A 17,422-nucleotide genomic window follows, 5' to 3' on the forward strand; every position below is an offset into this window, starting at 1 on the left:
TGCTTTCTAAGCGAAATCGATCAGTCGGTTACGCGTCAATTCAGGAAAATCGCATTCGGGCGTAACGATAGATACCAATCTTTCCACTTTTGAATGGCCATCTCGCGTTCTGGTGGCGTGGGATCGAGTGGCATTCCGAAGCCATCGATCTTGCGGCTGACAAAACGCAGTGCGTCTCTTGCTTCCTTGGCCACCCTCAGATCGGGGTCGGACAAGGCATAGATGAGATCCGGCACGCTCTCAAAATCTTTCACACCTTTGATGGCGCGAATGGCCATGATGCGTGAAGCATAGCTTCCTTGGCGTAACTTGCGGCGGACTGCTTTCAGGGCAATCTCTCGATCGGCACCGTTCAGGTCCAAGTCCAACGCAACATCTGCGTCGACCAGGTCGTCAAGCGAACCATCGTCCGAGTTGAGCATCTCCAAAAACTTCTTCGTTTCAGGAATCTCTTTTACGTTGATGACTTGGCCATTGCGAAGTTCCGCCTCAGAAAGGTCGGTTGGCAAACCACGTCCCCCTGCGAGCAATCCGTTGTCGAACGATTTCACATGCTTTTTCAGGGTCGCGGTTGTTCCGCGCACTAGAAACAGAATCGAGAAGGCAGAGCCGATTGTGTGATCTTCATCGAATGCTTTGATGCTGCCATCTTTCTGACGGCACTTTTTGATGAACTCGAAGCCCGCTTTGTACCACATGGGATCTGGGTCTGGCTTCCCGGTGTCAAGCTCTTCAAATGCTTTGTAGCGTTCTAACGCGTATAAGTAATACAACTGCCAACGTGTCCCTTCGACCGTGAAATGCTTGGTCATCCAATCGTTGCCGAGGTCCTTCACCGATTGCAAAGCTCCGGTGTCGACCAAGTCACGGGCTTTTTTATTGTCGGCCTGTTTTTCTTCGTTGATCTCAGTGAAGCCGTCGGGAACGTCGGAATCGTCTTTCTTCCGTTGGCCACCCAGATCGAGGGCGTTGGCTGAAACGTACAGCGAGCAAAGCCCAGCCGTTGTTAAGCTAGGCCGGATATCGCTTTGTTGTACGCGTGGCTTGCCGCGTGGCGAGATGACGCCTTGATAACCGAACGCCCCGGATGGATCCTGCACCGACATGACCCAGTTGGTCAGGCTGGCGATCGTTTCGATCGGCACATCGAACGAATTAGCCTTTGCCAGCCACAACCCGAGGGCCGCGTACTGGGTCATCGAATTGTCGCCCGTTTCCTTATCGGAGTATCCATAGCCGCCATGTGCCTTCTGGTTCTTTACGAAGAAGGTAACCAGATTCTCGATCTCTTGATGATTGGAGTAGGGATCAAGTTCGCAAAGTAAGATCAGCACCATCCCCGCGTCGTAGACGGCGTCGTGCTCGAACTTGGGAACTTTGGCGGCAAATCGTTTGCAATCTTGTACCGTGTTTTTGATCAGCGGGTGATCTGGCTTGGTGCCCGATTTGTAGAGAGCGAGCGCCACTAAGCATTTACCACCAATCCGATGATATGGCTTAGACGATTGCAGATATTGGTTAGCGCCCGCAACAATCTCCTGAACTTCTGGTGACTTCGGATTCAGGGCTTCAGCCGTCGAATTCCATGCAGCCACACTACCGAAGCCCAACAGCATGCACGCGTAAACCGTCCACGATGGTTTCGTATAAGAAGGCATTCGAATTGTATCTCTGTTCCAGCGATGAAGAGCGCGACCCAACGGCCGGTGTAATCTGCTGAACTTAACGCGATAGCATCGCCTCAGGCAAACAGATTTTTCCAATTGGGTCATCCTGAGGGGGCGATTCCCGCCCCAAAAGCAGTACGCGTTAGCAGTGCTATCTCTCAGGCTGCGTTGACGTTAGGCTAGAAACGTCGCGGAACTCTGTCAAGCTATTTGTGAAAATTCGCGCAATACCGATCCAGTATTGGTTATGCATCATCCCCATCAGCAGGGAGGCCTGGATCGGAAGGGTTCGGATCGGGTTGAAGACGTGATTTTCCCCCACCAAAGGAAAACTTGTAACGTCAATCGTGGCTTGTGGTTCCCCCCAGTTGACAAGCACCCAGCGGATCAATAGACTTAGCTCCTTCCCAGCTAGGTCAGATAGCTCAGTTGGTAGAGCAATGGACTGAAAATCCATGTGTCGCCGGTTCGATTCCGGCTCTGACCACTTCGGTAAGTCGTGATGGGACTTCGAGTTCCCGCCTCAGCCGACTTACTTTCAGTCGAGACAAAAAAAGCCCTCAAGATGATTCATCTTGAGGGCTTTATCTATTCTTGGCCACTACTTCTTAAACCCTTGTAGGGCAAGAGCTTAGACCATTTCCTTCAGGTTCTTTAGAGGACGAACCTTGACCTTGGTCGAGGCCGGCTTGGCCGGAACGTCCATCAGCTCACCCGGCTTGAACGGGTTAGGCACGCCTTTGCGAGCAGGCTTGGCGGGAACCTTCTTCTTTTCAATCTTCACGATGCCAGGAATGGCGATCGCACCGGCGCCGCTACGTCCCAAGGCCTTGCCAATTTCTGAGGACAGCGAGTCTAGGACCGCGCTGACATCCTTCTTCGCAATGCCCGTGGCTTCCGAGATGTTCGTCAGCAGTTGGGTCTTGGTAAGGGGTTTCTTGACGGTTGCAGCTGCAGCTTTCTTTGCCATGGGGTTTCCCTACTAGAAAGGCTATCCAATGTAAAAATGGGTCACAAAAATCCGATTTCCGGAACGCGTCGATTAAAGAAGTTTGCCACGTTTTTTCAAGACAGCCAAAGCGTAAAACGCCCTTTTTACGGGGAAATTAGGGGAAAATTGCCGGAAATTCGGGCTGAGAGCCCCAAAACCGGAGGTTTTTAGGTCGTTTTCGACCAGTCTGTCCTACCTACAAATCGTCCGGACTGGGCGTTTCGAGCCCCTTTTTTCCGTCCCAATCGCCCCTTTCCCGGTCTCTTGCCTACAATTCATCCACCATCGATATGCCGTAACCCGTACTGCTGAATCGATGAAATCGACTGTCCATAATCGACAAAACTTGTTTTCCTTACGGAAACTGGAATAGAGTACATTAAGCTTCGCCAGGAGTTTAATGTGGCCGGAACGCCGCTGGTGACCGATTATCTCCCTTCAATGGAAATGCAGGGCACGCTCATGTATCGGAATCTTCAGATCCAACCTTTCGCTAGCACCCTCGCTTCCGTTGTTCGCTCTGGCGGCGGTAAGCTGCTTGCTCTGACGCTTGCCGTTGGGCTGATCACTTCTGTCACACCTACATCACTGGAAGCCGCACCGATCCCTGGGCTGACCTACGATCTCGTGCTAACGACGCACGCCATATCGCAGTTCGGGGCCGAAGAGCAGAATGATCTCGAATCTTCCTTCTTTCTACCGATCCCACGCGAAGACCGCCTTCGTCTGGTACGCATCAAAGAGTTTACCGAAGAAGAACGTTGGACCGACGCCGCTCAAGAGCTGATCGAACTGTTGGCCGTCGAAGACAGCGAAGACTTCCTGGTTCCGCTGGAAACCAGTGATGAAACGACCTCAGAAAGCGTCAAAACTTCAACGCTTAAGATGGTGAAGTCCCTGCCGTCCAATGTTCTCGAGGCTTACCAACTGCTAGTCGGTGGCGAACCGGAAGCCATGCTGCAGGATGCCCTGACAACCGACGATCACCGGGAACTAACCAACGTAGCGCGTCGCTTTCTTTTCACCCCTTCAGGCGAGAAGGCAGCCATCATCCTGGCTCGCAAAGCGATGGATGCTCGGCAGTGGGAGGGGGCTTTGCTTGATCTGAACCGACTCGACTTCAAACCTGATAACTCGCGCCGCTATCGCAACGAAACCGAATTGATGAAGGCGATTTGCCTGAAGGAAGTTGGTCAGGCCGACGAAGCGAAAGAGATCCTTGAACGGCTAAAGAAGGAGCAACTGCTCGATCAACTTCTACCGAAGTCGCTGATTGCTAAGAACAACCCGGTGCAGATTCTCGACCAACTTACTCAGATTGGTTCGCTGAGCGAATTTCCTCCCTACGCTTGGACAATGTTCCAAGGTTCCGAATCGCGAACCGCACCATCGCGTGGCAGCGAACCACTGCAAGAGATTCAGTGGAATGCTCGCATGGCTCAAAGCCGGCAACAGCAGGAAGACATCCAGAACTCTGTTCAACGTTTCCATGACAATCGCGTGCCCGTCTTTCCAGCGATCCATCCCGTGGTGGTCGCGAACCAGGTGATCTTCCGCACACCAGCGGGGCTTCTGGCGACCGATATTCACAGCGGCAAGGTGATGTGGAAGTTCCCTTGGGATACGATCGATCTCGATCTGTCCGAGGACGAATCAGATGGGGTAGCAGCCCTCTTTCCAGGATTGGGAAAAGCGTTTGAGCGAGCGATTTGGTCCGATGCACGCTCCGGCTTGATTTCTTCAGACGGCAAGCGACTGTTTTACGTTCACGAAGAAAGTAATCCCAGCGACGAAATTGGCTCGATTCTGGCGCAAGGTGCTTTGCAGCCAGGCGGGATGTTCGCCAGCCAACAGAATCACCTTTACTGTTTTGACATTGAACGTGAAGGAGCCATTTTGTGGCAACTGGGGGGCGTCTCGTCTGATCCGGTCCAAGAGGAGAACCAGCTTTCCGAGGCCCGCTTCCTGGGGCCACCACTTCCTGTCGGCAAAGACTTATTCGTGCTGGCCGGCATCATTGACGAAATTCGCTTGCTCTGTCTCGATCCTGAAACGGGCAAGATCAATTGGACACAGCAACTCGCTCGACAAACGGCCGCTTCGCCTGGCGATCTGCTGGCCAATCTGCTTCAGGCGGCAACTCCTTCGCACAAGGGCGGCATCCTGGTTTGTCCAACCAATACCGGTGCGATCGTCGCGGTCGACCTGGCTAATCGCACACTGCTGTGGGGCTTTCAGTACAAAGAACCCAATCGCAATCGTCCGACCCGACGTATCACCAGCAACAACCAGGGAGATGACTTCCTGGCCATGGCCGATCGCTGGACTGACGGAACGCCGATCATTCACCAAGGCAAAGTCCTCATCACGCCAACCGATTCGGACTACCTCTACTGCATCGATCTGCTAACCGGCGAGAAGTTATGGGAACGTCCCCGCCGCGACAACATTGCCTTGGCAACCGTCGAAGATGGAATTGCCCTGGTAGTCGGCAAGTCGTCCGTGACCGGTGTGAACATCGAAGACGGTGAAGCTGCTTGGACTCCAGAAAAGTCGGAACTCCCCGAACAATCCTTGCCGAGCGGATTTGGCTTCCGACTAGACGGAAAGTACTACTTGCCCACCGCTCGAAACCAGATTGTGCCGATCGACATCACCACCGGGCATCAAGATCAGCCGATTGAGGCGGTCGGCGAACTGGGCAACATGGTTTGCTACCAAGACTACGTGATTTCGGTCAGCCCTGAATACGTGACAGCTTACAAGCAGATTGATGCCTTGCGACGCGAAGTCACTGCTCGCTTGGAAACGAACCCAGACGATGCGGAAGCGCTGCGAATGCTTGGCAAGCTGCAAAAGCATGACGGTGATTTGGCCTTCGCCTTAGAGTCACTCCAGCGTTCCCTGGAACTGGAAGACGTCGAAGAAACACGCACGCAACTGGTCGCTACCGGTTTGGCTGCCTTAAACGAAGATTTCGTCAAGTTCCGCGATGTCGTGCCGCAGATGAACGAACTGGCCAGCACACTTGACGAAAAGATCTCATTAGCACGCCTGACCGCCCGAGGTTTGCATGGGGAAGGGAAGTTCAAGGAGGCACTGACGCACTACTTTGAGTTTCTCGATTTGACGGACGAATATCTCAATTCGCAAGTGGTGCCCAACGATCTGATCATTCGTGATTTTGCTCCCGAAATCGAGGTAACCGCCGACCGCTGGGCACGCGGCATGATTAGCCAGCTGTACGACGCGATGTCCCCCGAAGAGAAAACCCTGGCCAACGACGAAGTGCAGAAGCGACTGACGACACTGCTGGAAGGGGAAGGGGATCACACCAAGGCGTTAACTCGCTTTGTCGATCGCTTTCCACGCTTCCCAGTAACGACCGAGGCCCGCGTAGAATTAGCGTCGGACCACCTCGCTGCGGGCCGAGTCATGCAAGGCGAAGCAATCCTCCGGACATTGCTCACAGCCGAAGTCGCCGACGATCAAATCGCTCCGCTGATCTATCTGGAAGCGAAAGGTTTGAAACAAGCGGGCCTGACCGATGAGTCGGCCAAATGGTTCGCTCGGTTGTCCAACGATTACCCGAATGTCGCCGTTGATGGAAGTAAGACCGGCCGCCAGGTCGCCGCCCTCCAGCAATGGGATCCTGTGGCTTCCGCGATGGTACGTGGCAAGCCCCTTTGGCCCTATGCAGAAGCAACCGCCTCGGTAAAGGAAATCCCCAATGGTGGCTTCACGCGAGTTGATTACCCGATTCGCTTGCACGAGCAAAACAGCCAGATGCGGACCGACTATTCGATCTTGTTGGATAGCGACGCCAATCTGGTAATTGTCCGTGATGAGTTCGGCAATCCGGTGGTACGAATTCCTTTCACGCCGCAAAGTGGTCGCAAGCTATATCAGCCGCAGATCGGTGCGTTGCATGCCACGCAGATCGGGCACCTACTGATCTTGTCGCTCGGCAGTGAGCTTCAAGCATTTAACATGATGCCACGCCTTCCGAGCGATGACTCTTCGCGTCTTCTTTGGAATGCCGACTTACAGAACGGTCTTGGTGGAACCACCCGCCGCACCCGCGAGTTCGACGTCTATACGAAGAAGTCCAATCCGTTCGCCGATATGGAACGGACCGCTCGCGATGTGACAACGCACAAACCGATCGGCCAATTCGTTTGCAACGAAGATTTGATCTGCTACCAAGTCGGCTCGCGATTGTTCTGCCGCGATCCAGAGACGGGCGTGATCTACTGGGAACGAGACGGGATCGAGCTGGGCTGTGAATTAGTTCTGACCGGCAAACACATCATCGCAATTCCCGAAGACGAACAGTCACAGCGGGGCGAAGTTGGCCTGACGGTCAACGCCATGGTCCTCTCGGCCGACAACGGCGAGCTGCTGGACACGATTGAGCTGCCTAGCTCGGATCGCGTATGGACGATTCGCGAGGGCGTGGTTCTGGCCTGGGAGAAACTCCCCACCGAAGGCCCGCAAGGGCTGGAAGCGTTTGACGCGGTAACCGGCAAGAAAGTTTGGTCGCGTAGCTATGAAGCTGATTCCGCTACCAAGGGTGTTTTGCTGCAGCGGAAGCCAAGCCTGATCACGCTCGACAAGACCGGCCAATTGGAGGTGATCAACATCCCTGATGGAAAGGTGCTACACGAAAATGCGTTGGCACAGAAAGGGGAGGCTATCCAGCTGAAAGCTGTTGAATCCGACGATCAGTACCTGCTGGCCATTTATCGCGACATCAATCCACGACCTCACTTCCGTAGCATCCCGTACGACAATAGCGAGAAGCTGCTCCGCGGTGAAATCTACGCATTCAATTCAGAAACGAACGAGCCGCAGTGGGACAATCCAGCTTTGGTTCACGATAACTACCTGCTAGAGAGCTTCCAATCGAGTGGCCTACCCGTGATCGCGTTGGTAGCCCGATTGCATCGCCCCGATGCTCGCACGCCGCAAATGAATTCGGCCCTAGAGGTGTTGCTACTCGACAAACGAGACGGACGGGCGTTATATCGCCAAGAGTTCAGCGAGCTAAGTGTCACCTTCTCGTTGACCGGAAATCCGACCGACTCGTCGATCCAATTGAAACTCGCCACCCGCGAGATCACGCTGAACTTCGATCCCACGAAAGCCCCGGCTCCAGCCCCACCAGCGGCGACGGAGGTCGACTTTTCGTTCCCCGCCGGAGACGGAGAAGAGAAGAAATAACCCCCTACAAGAGGCCTTCGTGGCATTTCATTTATGTTGTGATTTCGCGCAGTACAAGTTACGATTAGCGTGTTAAAGTTTAACGATCCGGAAATCGATTCCGTGTCATAATCGCTTTAACCGCTTCTCCTCCTAGATCTCTCACAGAACGGAAAGAGCCTGGATGTCCGAATCAGAGTTCGCCGAATCGGCGATCGAGAAAATATCTGTCGCGCGTACGCGGATCTTAGATCAACTGGGCCAGGTCATCGTTGGCCAATCGGAGGTGATCGAGGAACTGCTGATCTGCTTGATGAGTCGGGGCCATTGCCTTCTGGAAGGTGCCCCAGGTCTGGCGAAGACGCTCATGATCAGCACGCTTTCCAAAGTGCTTGAGCTGAGCTTCAGCCGTATCCAATTCACGCCTGACTTAATGCCGGCGGACATCACCGGAACGGAAATCATCGAGGAAAACAAGACGACCGGGAACCGCGAATTCCGCTTCCTGCAAGGTCCGCTCTTCTCGCACGTGATTCTAGCGGATGAAATCAACCGTACGCCTCCGAAAACGCAGGCGGCGCTGCTAGAAGCGATGCAGGAACGAACAGTAACCGTCGGGCGAGTTCGCCATGAGTTGGCCGACCCGTTTTTCGTGCTGGCAACGCAAAACCCGATCGAACAGGAAGGGACCTATCCGCTGCCGGAAGCACAGCAGGACCGCTTCATGTTCAAGGTGTTCGTGAAGTATCCGACCTTCGACGACGAGTTCGAGATCGCTCGCCGCACGACGGTCAAACAATCGGTCAAGCTGGAACCGGTCCTTACGGCGGAAGAACTGATCGAGCTGCAAAGCCTTGTTCGTGATGTCCCTGCATCGGACCATGTCATTCGATACGCGATCACGCTCGTTCGTCAGACTCGCGTCGGCGAGCCAGGCATTCCCGACTTTGTCCCAGAGATGCTTTCCTGGGGTGCAGGTCCCCGAAGTGTGCAGTTTTTGATTCTGGGCGGTAAAGCCCGAGCCTTGCTGCATGGTCGCACGCACGTTACGACCGACGACATTCAAGCACTGGCCAAACCGGTTCTGCGTCATCGCATTGTGCTGAACTACGGTGCGGAAAGCGAAGGAGTGTCGGCCGACGACGTGATCGATCGGATCTTGAAGGAAACGCCCGCCAAAGAGGATCAGCTAACCAGCGATGCCCGATTCCAAAAAATATTTGCATCCTGAGACGCTCGGGCGGATTTCCAAACTGGAACTACGCGCCCGGCACGTTGTTGAAGGATTCCTCTCCGGTACTCATCGCAGTCCTTACTTCGGGCAGTCGATCGAGTTTCTCCAGCATCGCGAATATGCGACCGGGGATGATCTGCGCCATATCGACTGGAAGGTGTGGGGCAAGCACAACAAGTACTTCATCAAGCAGTACGAAGAATACACCAATCTCCGCTGCATGATGCTGGTTGATGCTTCGGCCAGCATGAGCTACGGCAATGGTCCGCTGACGAAGTACGACTATGGCTGCACGATCGCGGCCTCGCTGGCCTATCTCATTCTGAAGCAGCAGGACGCCGTCGGCTGTGCTGTGTTTGACGATCGCATTCGTTACCGCGTGCCGGTGCTCAGCAAGCGAACCCACTTGAACACGATTGTCGACGCGATGGCAAACCAGTCTCCGCGCGACAAGACCGATATGCAGACCATCTGCAAGCAGTTCGCCGAAGGTTATACCAGCCGCGGATTGGTTGTGGTCGTATCCGATTTCTTCGGCGATGTCGAAGCAACCGCAAAGGGCTTACGAATCTTGCGGCAACGAGGACACGACGTGATGGTCTTCCACGTTATGGACGACGATGAACTCGACTTCCCGTTTTCTGGCTCGACCCGCTTTGAAGGTCTGGAGAACAGTGATCACCTGACCTGTAATCCACGTGCCCTGCGAGAAGGTTACCTGGAAGCGGTCAACGAGTTCACCGCACGTATTCGGCGCGAATGCAGCAAAAATACGATCGATTACGCCCTGGTTCGGACCAGCGATTCGCTCGCGACGGTCCTGACAACCTACCTTTCCAATCGATTGGGAATGCATCACCGTAACTAAGTTCGAGGCGTAATGCTTTTTGTATATTCAGCTCTGGCTTGGGGCTTTGCCCTGATTTCGCTTCCCGTGTTGATCCAATTGATCAACATGATGCGGCACCGTCGTGTCAAATGGGCGGCGATGGACTTCCTGATGCAGAGCCACCGCCGCATGAAGCATTGGGTCATGATTCGGCAGCTCTTGCTGCTGTTAACCCGTATGGCGGCGATTGCCCTGATCGTGGCCATGCTGGCCGGTTTGATCACCACACAAACCTGGTCCAACATGCTGGCCGACCGAGTCACGCATCACCTGATTTTGCTCGACGATACCTTCTCGATGCGGGAACGCCTCGGTGGAGATACCGCGTTCGATGCGGGCATTCAAACGACGAACCGTTTGATCGAGCAACTTGCCGAACAAGATCAGCCGCAGCGAATCTCGGTGATGCTCTACTCCGACATCCTTCGCGACGGCCCCGATCAAGCCGCGCCCAACCAGGCAACGCGGATGCGGGTCGATATGGATTCGACCAGCATCACCAGGCTGCAAGAATTGCTCACCAACCTCACGCCGACGGAACAAACGATCCCTCTAGCCGAAGTGCTCCAGCGGGGAAGCGAGATTGCCTCGCAGTTCGATCAGACCGAGGTGGCCAAGGTCTATGTTGTTTCCGACTTCCGCGAGAAAGACTGGGGAGCGGAAGCCGCTGTCCGCGATCCACTGGCTCGCGTCGAAGAACGCTCGGTCGAAATGAACTGGATCAACTGTGCCCGCCTGCCTCAGGACAACTTGGCCATTACCGATGTATCGATCGGCAGCGGCACGATCGTCCCTGGCGTGCCGACCATTGTGAAAGTCTCCGTACGTAACTTCGGCCAACAAGCTGCGGTCGACGTCCGTTTGCAGGTCGATCTCTTCGGTTCGACAACCGGTAGGACCGATATCTCTCAGGCCGGTCAAAGCCTGGAACGCCTTGCCGAACAACTCCCGATCAACTTCGACGAGATCCCCGCCGGCGATCAAGTCACGCGACAAACGCAAATTATCTTCCCTGCTGAAGGCTCGCACGTCTTGTCATTCCATCTGCCGGACGACGCACTTCCGCTCGACAACACACGCTTCGCTGCGGTAGACGTTCAGCCGACGATTCCGGTTTTGATCGTCGACGGCGATCCCAAATTGACCAACGCGTTTTACCTGCAATCCGTTTTCAACCCGGCCCCGAACGTGTCGACCGGCGTGACGCCAACGACCAGCAGCACCAGCTTTTTGACGTCGGCCGAACTGAAAGATCTGCAGAAATTCGAGAACATCTTTATCATCGATCCGCCGCAATTTGACGAGCGTATCTTGACCACTCTTAAAGAGTACGTCGAAGGAGGAGGAGGCCTGGTTTGGTATCTCGGTCCTGACACCAACGAAATTGGCTTGGGCGAACTCGCCAATGCTGGCCTTCTGCCCACGACGCTGCAAGCGGCGGAAGAATTGGACCAAAACATTCCCGACGGGCCACCCGATTTTGTCCCTGGCGACAACCCAGTATTCCGCGTGTTTGCCGGCGAAAAGAATCCGTTTTTACGTCGCTTGATCGTCAGCAAATACTTCCCGGTTCCCCCGGAGTTTTTAAGCGAAACGCCAGAAGGAACTCAGGTGCTTGGCAGCCTCCGCAACGACCAACCGCTGGTCTTACAACAGAACATCGGCCAAGGGAAAGTGATCACCTTCCTGACCTCACTCGGGCCACAATGGAACAGTTGGGCCACGAATCCCAGCTTCATCGTCACCGTGCTTGAGCTTCGCAACTACAACAGCAAGTCGCGAGTTAGTGGTGCTTCGCTTCCGGTTGGCTCAGAGGTAGCGGTGATCGCTCCGATGTCCGAATATCGTTCCGACGTGCTGTTCTACTCGCCGGGCTTTATCGCTCCTGGTACTTCCCAGTTGCCAACGGTTCGAAGTGAACGCGTCGAGTTCGCGGCCCTTGGCGGAACACTCGATGGCAAGGCAGTCCTTAGCGGTGTCGATGACGTCACCGGCAAGTTCCTCACCGGGCAGGCTGGCGTTTATGAAGCTTGGCTCACAAAAGTAGACGGCTCGAACGAAGTTCGCCGTTCGACGCTGGTGCCAGACGTACCTGAAAGCGACTTGCTGGGAATGAACGAGACAAATCTCCGTCAGCTGTATCCTTCAGTTCAATTCAACTACTTCAGTGCTAGTGCCTGGCAGTACGATAATGCCGCCCAACAAGGAACCAACTGGCAATCAATCTTGCTGGCCTTGGTGATTGGGGCCCTCCTCTTAGAACAAGTGTTGGCCTACTATGCGAGTTACCACCCGGCGACTCCAGGAGGGACGGCCGCATGAACCAGTCCGCAACCAACACCATCACCGCCTATCAATTCAGCCGCTTAAGCGAGTTGCCGTACTGGTCACAGTGGGCATTGCTGGCCGCGGTAGTCGCCTCGATCACCATGTTCGTCTGGTGGTGGTCCCGTCGCGACTCGCACGCATTACCAACGCTCAGCCGATACGTGCTGTTCGGCCTGCGCACGGCAGCGATGCTTGGCCTGTTGTTCTTCTTTTTCAACTTGGAAAAGAAAACCCAACGTGAAGTCCGCGAGAACTCGCGAGTCGCCGTCCTGGTCGATACCAGCCAAAGCATGGGGCTCCCCGACCAACGCCCCGGCAATGGTTCTGATCCGACATCGCGTGCCGATCAAGCGATCATGCTCCTATCGCAGAGTGAAATCATCCCGCAGTTACGCGAGCAGCATGACGTCAGCGTGATGACGTTCGATGATAGTTCGCCCCCGCAAAGTGTGGCCTTCTTCCCGCGAACCGGCGAACCCGAAACGCTAATCGAGCAGGAAGCTTCCGCCACCTATCAACAGCAATGGGACGAACTGACCTGGATTACCTGGACCGGCATCGGCATCGCTTCGGCGGGTCTGTTGATGTTGCTTCTGGCTGGCTTCAACGCAACAGGTGGCCTCGGAGCAACATTCAACTTCCTGAGTGCGACTCTGCTGTTAACCGCCGTGATCTTGGTCGCGGTGGGTGACCTCCGCAACGATGAGGTACGTCCTTGGGAAATCGTCCTGGGTAAGTCGGAGGAAAGCGAAGCAGGGGACGAAAACCCAGCCGAACTCGTCCCAGCCCCAGGCGAAACACCCACCGGCGAGCCAGCCCTCCAAATCGAACAAATCGACTGGGCTAAGTCGCTCCAGCCGACCGGTATGGAAACGCGAATTGGGGATGCGGTCGTTCAAGTCGTCAATCAAGAACGGGGCGGGCCCTTTTCAGGCATCTTGCTGGTAAGCGACGGAGCCAACAACGAGGGAACGGCTCCTGCCGACGCCGCACGCATGGCTCAGGAAATCGGGGCCCGCATCGTCACCGTCGGACTCGGTTCGGACGAGCAGCCCCATAGCGTGCGGGTAGTCGACCTGGAAGCACCCGCCAAAGCCTATCCGGGCGACGAGTTCCAACTTCGTGGCTACATCCAAGGCTTCGGCATGCCCAACAAGTTGGTCACACTGCAAGTTGCTTCCGGCACCATCGACGAAAATGGCGAGTTCCGAGAAGAAGCGATCGAGAAGTCTTCTAATCCTATTAGCTTGGGCAAAGATGGCGAAGTGATCCCCGTCGACTTCCAGATCACTCCCGAAACCGTTGGCACACGAGCCTATCAACTGCGAATCATTGGCAGTTCGGAAACCGATCTCGACCAGAGCGACAATCAGCGTGTCGTCAAAGTCCAAATCATCGAACAGCGGAACCGAGTGTTGCTGCTGGCTGGCGGTCCAACGCGTGAATTCCGCTTCCTCCGTAATCAGTTATTTCGCGACAAAGATGTCGAACTGCACGTGCTGCTGCAAACGGGAGAGCCTGGCATCTCGCAGGAATCGGACGAATTGCTGTTCGAGTTCCCAGACGACCCGACAGTGCTGTTCGAGGAATACGACTGCATCGTGGCTTTCGATCCGGACTGGTCGCGACTTTCGCAAGATCAGATCGAACTGCTGGAACGTTGGGTCGGTGAAAAGGCGGGCGGCTTGATTGTCATCGCCGGTCCCATCTTCACACCTAAATGGGCCAGCCTGCGTCGCGGTGATCCAGCGATCGACATCATCAAGGATTTGCATCCGGTGACGTTCTTCAGCCGGGGAACTTCGATCGGCTTAGGACGCTTCGGTTCTGAAACCGCTCGCAAATTAGTCCTGACCCCAGAAGGGCAAAAGGCCGAGGCATTGCGTCTCGATCCCGCGGCCGATGTTAGTAATCACATTTGGCAACAGTTCCCTGGCGTGTACGGCTACTTCGCCGTCAGTGGCGTGAAGCCGGGTGCGGCGAATTGGGCCGATGTCGAGGCCGAAACCAAGAGTCTCGACGGCAAACTCCCCGTCTACATGGCCTCCCATTTCTACGGTGCTGGTCGGGTAATATTCCTTGGCAGTGGCGAGATGTGGCGTATCCGCAGTATGGACGTCGGTTATTTCGAGACCTTCTACACCAAACTCATCCGCTACGCATCGCAAGGTCGATTGGCTCGCGACTCGAGTCGGGGGTTACTGTTGGTCAGTGCCGAGCGAGTTTCGTTAGGCGAAACGGTTGAGGTCCGTGCATTCCTGACCGATGCTCAACACAATCCGCTCACCGATCCACAGCTCGAAGGTCGCTTGATCTTGCCAGATGGGACCGAAGAAACGCTCCTTTTGCGTCAGCTGCCTGAGTTTGAAGAAGGACAGTACGCCGGGCAGTTCACGCCGCTGCAAGATGGTGAATATCGCATCGAAGTCAACTTGCCAGGCGGGGGCGAAGACAGCCTGCTCGCGCGGGAAGTTCGGGCCCGAATTCCTGATCGAGAAATCGCCAGGCCGCAGCGAGACGATGCCGTGCTGACGGCGTTCTCCAGTGAAACGGGCGGCCAGTCGATTGTTGGCATCACCGATTTGATGGACAGCAAAAACCTTTCCACGCTGGTCGGCGCCGATGTGCTGCCACCACGCGATATGTATACCGCACTTCCCGATCTGACTGATCGGACCTTCCAGGAACAATTACGCGGCTGGCTTCTGGCATTCATCGTAATCGCGTTGAGCGTGGAATGGATTCAACGGAGGTTCGCGAAACTGGCATGAGCACCTCACGAGAACCACTCCCTGAATCGATCACCAGTTTGCTGGATACCCTGCGCGGTCGGATTCGTCGCTATGTCATCCTCGAAGGTTTCGCCGCCATTTTGATTTGGCTGGCCGTTGTCTTCTGGATTGGGCTGGCGTTGGACTACGTTCCCGTAACGTTCGGTGCCAGCGAGATGCCGGTCGAAGCCCGGACCGTGCTGCTTGCAATTGCAGGGATCGGCTCGCTGTGGCTCTTCTTCCGCATGATCGTAAGTCGTTTGTGGGTGTCGATGCCCAATCGCAGCTTGGCCTTGTTAATCGAACGGCGTTATCCGCAACTTGGCGAATGTCTTTTGACAACGGTCGAGGCATCGGAATCGAAACATGAAGTGGTCGATGCCTACGAACAGGAAATGCTGGCCAAAACGCGTCACGATGCGTTGGCGGCGATTCCGGAAGTAAACTTGACCGAGTTGTTCGATCCCACGCCATTATGGCGAAACGGACTCGGGGCACTTTTCGCGATTATCACCATCGGCATCTTTGCTGTGATCGCGTTCGCATCGTTTCAAATCTGGATCAGTCGGCTCGCCCTGAGCGATCAGGTTTGGCCACGCCTAGCACAAATGGAAGTGGTTGGGCTGGAAGTGCTTCAGCGAGACAACGCAGGTAGCGAAGGTTCCACCACGGTTGTCTTGCCGTTCCAGGATAAAGTGGTGAAGGTGGCTCGCGGCAGTTCGGTTCGATTGCTGGTCGCCGCCAACACGGATGCGTCATACGTCCCTCGTTATGCAACGCTCGTGTACCGCACCGCCGACGGTATCTCCGACTCGGTCCGCATGCAACGGATGGGAAACGGTGAGGAAGAAGATCAGTTGCCGTTCGTTTACGATCGAAAACCGCTGATCGGAATGGCGAACTCGCTCGATTTTGATGTAATTGGTTACGACCACAAACTGGCCGACTATCGAATCGAAGTGGTCGATCGTCCGTTCATCACCAGCAGCGAAGTTGACGCTGTCCTGCCAGAATACACCGAACTGCTTCCGCGGAAGGAAGTGGTCTCTGGGGCAACGCAATTGCCGGTTGGTTCCGAAGTCACGTTGACGATGACCAGCAGTAAGCCAATTGTTGCTGCCACGCTCTTCGACCTATCGACACAGGAATCGAAGCAGCTGAAATTCGATCCGCCGGTCACTACCATCGAACAGAAATACGCCAGTCTGTCACGGGACCTACCGCTTGAAATCTCTCTGGAAGACATTGATGGGATCGCCAACGAGATTCCATACCGTTTGAAGATCTCTGCGGCTCCCGATATGCCTCCGGCGGTTGAGATGCGCCCAGTTGGTGTTGGCTCGGCAATTACCAAAGATGCCCGGATTCAGCTGGAAGGTCGAATCCAAGACGACTTCGGTGTCGATCGCTCATGGGTTGAGGTTCAAGTGGTCGGAGGTGCGAAGATGGAGGTTCCTCTGACGACGGATTCTGATGGCAACTTTACGACCGTCATCGATCTGAAGGAACAACAGACCCCCGACGGAGTGCTGCGAGTCGAACCTGACGACAAAGTGACCATTTCGGTTTTTGCGCAAGACAAATGCGATTTGGATGGCGAAGGGAACATTGGAACGGCTGATCGCCTCCAATTAGATGTGGTCACGCCCGATAAGCTACTCTCGTTGCTGGAAGGTCGCGAGCTCGATTTACGACGCCGATTCGAGCAGATACGGGACGAAACGATGCGTCTCCGCGAGGAATTTACCCGAATTCAGATCGATGCTAAGCGTTTTGTCCTTGGGATCAATGAATTTGCGGCTAGCGAGTCCTCCCCGGAAGAGGGGATCTCGACCGTGAATGCCGAAGATTTGTACCGAAAGGCACTCGATCTGCAACGTCTGCGTATCCAAAGGGCCCATCAAGCCAGTAAGAAGGCAGATGGAGAACTTGTGGGTATCAAGGTTGGTTTCGAAGAAATTCGGGCTGAACTGACGTCTAACCGTATGGATACGACGGCCCGCAAAGAGCGCCTTGAGAAGATGATTATCGAGCCAATCACGAAGCTCTCCGATCCGATGCATGCTCAATTACAGAGCACGACGCAAGAATTGGAGGCACTGTACGATCAGCCCGAACCGTTTCTTCCGGTCGTAGAGGTTGCCCTGGAACAAACGGACGCAATCATTCTCGAAATGGAACGTATTCTAGAGAAGATGTTTGATCTGGAGAACTTCAACGAACTTATGGAAAAGATGCGTCTACTCATCGACGCTCAGACCAAACTTCGCGAAGAAACGGAAGATTTGCGAAAGCAGCAGATCCTGGATCTGTTAGATTAAGAAGCTTGGATGATCATTT

8 protein-coding genes and 1 tRNA gene are annotated in these 17,422 nt (G+C 54.9%); 7 read left to right on the forward strand and 2 right to left on the reverse strand.

Going from position 1 to position 17,422, the window contains the following annotated elements; genetic code table 11:
* Positions 1–35 precede the first annotated feature (35 nt).
* The gene (locus tag C5Y83_RS11060) at positions 36–1,658 is read right to left on the reverse strand and encodes a hypothetical protein (RefSeq protein ID WP_146117740.1); all 1,623 of its coding nucleotides are present in this window, start codon (positions 1,656–1,658) and stop codon (positions 36–38) included.
* A 423-nt stretch (positions 1,659–2,081) separates the two neighbouring features.
* On the opposite strand from C5Y83_RS11060, the gene C5Y83_RS11070 reads away from it, so the two are divergent.
* A tRNA-Phe gene (locus C5Y83_RS11070) sits at positions 2,082–2,154 on the forward strand.
* A gap of 144 nt (positions 2,155–2,298) precedes the next feature.
* On the opposite strand, the gene C5Y83_RS11075 is transcribed toward C5Y83_RS11070, so the two are convergent.
* Entirely contained in the window at positions 2,299–2,637 is a 339-nt protein-coding gene (locus C5Y83_RS11075) for an HU family DNA-binding protein (RefSeq protein WP_105329753.1), read from the reverse strand.
* Positions 2,638–3,060: 423 nt separating this feature from the next.
* Between C5Y83_RS11075 and C5Y83_RS11080 the strand changes: the two genes are divergently transcribed.
* From C5Y83_RS11080 to C5Y83_RS11105, 6 genes are all read left to right on the forward strand, one after another.
* Complete coding sequence (locus C5Y83_RS11080) at positions 3,061–7,881, forward strand: PQQ-binding-like beta-propeller repeat protein (RefSeq protein ID WP_105329755.1); 4,821 nt, start codon at positions 3,061–3,063, stop codon at positions 7,879–7,881.
* A gap of 163 nt (positions 7,882–8,044) precedes the next feature.
* Positions 8,045–9,091 (forward strand): AAA family ATPase, encoded by a 1,047-nt coding sequence (locus C5Y83_RS11085; protein WP_105329758.1) that lies wholly within the window; start codon positions 8,045–8,047, stop codon positions 9,089–9,091.
* Positions 9,060–9,962: a DUF58 domain-containing protein gene (locus tag C5Y83_RS11090; protein ID WP_105329760.1), complete on the forward strand. Its 903-nt coding sequence runs from the start codon at positions 9,060–9,062 to the stop codon at positions 9,960–9,962. Before C5Y83_RS11085 ends, C5Y83_RS11090 begins: the two co-directional genes overlap by 32 nt.
* 12 nt (positions 9,963–9,974) lie before the next feature.
* A complete protein-coding gene (locus tag C5Y83_RS11095; protein ID WP_105329762.1) occupies positions 9,975–12,305 on the forward strand; it encodes a BatA domain-containing protein in 2,331 nt (776 codons plus the stop codon).
* A complete protein-coding gene (locus C5Y83_RS11100; RefSeq protein WP_105329763.1) occupies positions 12,302–15,082 on the forward strand; it encodes a hypothetical protein in 2,781 nt (926 codons plus the stop codon). The genes C5Y83_RS11095 and C5Y83_RS11100 overlap by 4 nt, the downstream gene beginning before the upstream one ends.
* A complete protein-coding gene (locus C5Y83_RS11105; RefSeq protein WP_105329764.1) occupies positions 15,079–17,403 on the forward strand; it encodes a hypothetical protein in 2,325 nt (774 codons plus the stop codon). Before C5Y83_RS11100 ends, C5Y83_RS11105 begins: the two co-directional genes overlap by 4 nt.
* The last annotated feature ends 19 nt before the right edge of the window (positions 17,404–17,422 follow it).

It is taken from the genome of Blastopirellula marina, assembly GCF_002967765.1.
Lineage (GTDB): Bacteria > Planctomycetota > Planctomycetia > Pirellulales > Pirellulaceae > Bremerella > Bremerella marina_A.